The 1,277-nt window shown below is 67.5% G+C and carries 2 protein-coding genes; both read right to left on the bottom strand.

The features are described 5' to 3' along the window. The coding region (locus ACFY01_RS46740; protein WP_390741881.1) for an alpha-amylase family glycosyl hydrolase at nt 1-847 on the bottom strand (847 nt) is incomplete at its 3' end. Beyond that, the coding region (locus ACFY01_RS46735) for a DUF3459 domain-containing protein (RefSeq protein WP_390741880.1) at nt 844-1,277 on the bottom strand (434 nt) is incomplete at its 5' end. The genes ACFY01_RS46740 and ACFY01_RS46735, both read right to left, overlap by 4 nt.

The raw sequence follows: 1,277 nt of genomic DNA, 5'->3' as shown, positions 1-1,277 counted from the left end.
GGCACTCGTCGCCGCCGGAGGAGAAGTCGCCGAAGTAGTCGACGACGTCCTCGGGCCACTGGTTCGCCTCCGCCAGCAGCACGGTGTCCGGGTACATCGCGTCGATCTCGCGGCGGACCCGCTGGAGGAACTCGTGCGTGGCGGGCAGGTTCTCGCAGTTCGTCCCCTCGCTCGCGTACAGGTAGGGCACGGCGTCCAGCCGGAACCCGTCGATGCCCAGGTCCAGCCAGAAGCGGAGGGCGGCGAGGATCTCCTCCTGCACGGCCGGGTTCTCGTAGTTGAGGTCCGGCTGGTGCGAGAAGAAACGGTGGAAGTAGTACTGGCCGCGGACCGGGTCATGGGTCCAGTTGGAGGTCTCGGTGTCGACGAAGATGATCCGCGCGTCGCCGTACTGCTTGTCGTCGTCGGCCCACATGTAGTAGTCCCCGTACGGCCCGTCGGGGTTCTTGCGGGACTCCTGGAACCACGGGTGCTGGTCGCTGGTGTGGTTCATGACGAAGTCGATGATCACGCGCATGCCGCGCTGGTGGGAGGCGTCGACGAACTCCACGAAGTCGGCGAGGTCACCGAACTCGGGCAGCACGGCGGTGTAGTCGGCGACGTCGTATCCGCCGTCTCTGAGCGGTGACTTGAAGAACGGCGGCAGCCACAGGCAGTCCACGCCCAGCCACTGGAGGTAGTCGAGCTTGGCGGTCAGGCCCTTGAGGTCGCCGACGCCGTCGCCGTCGCTGTCCTGGAAGGAGCGGACGAGCACCTCGTAGAAGACGGCGCGTTTGAACCACTCCGGGTCCCGGTCCTTGGCGGGAGTGTCCTCGAAGGTGTCCGGGACGGGGCTGTTGACTGTCATGACGCGCTGGGCCCTCCGATCTGGGGCGAGGCGGACGATCGCCGGACATGGAGTACATGCGCCGGCGCCCGGCCGGGTTCGAGACGCACGTAGTTGGTCCTGCCCCAGTGGTAGGTCTCACCCGTCAGTTCGTCGTGCACGGACACGGTCGCGTGCTGGTCCAGGCCGAGCTGCGCCATGTCCAACGAGACCGTCGCCTCCTGGGTGCGGTGCGGGTCGAGGTTGGCGACCACCACGACCGTGTCCGAGCCCGAGCGTTTGCTGTACGCGATGACGGCGTCGTTGTCGGTCGGGTGGAAGCGCAGGTTCCTGAGGCGCCGCAGCGCCGGATGCCGGCGCCGGATGGTGTTGAGGCGGGTGATGAGGGGGGCGATGGTGGTGCCCTCGCGTGCGGCGGTGGCCCAGTCGCGGGGTTTGAGCTGGTACTTCT

The sequence above is a fragment of the Streptomyces sp. NPDC001480 genome (assembly GCF_042894725.1).
In the GTDB taxonomy this organism is placed as follows: Bacteria; Actinomycetota; Actinomycetes; order Streptomycetales; family Streptomycetaceae; genus Streptomyces.
This window is presented reverse-complemented; position numbering and strand designations above follow the sequence as displayed.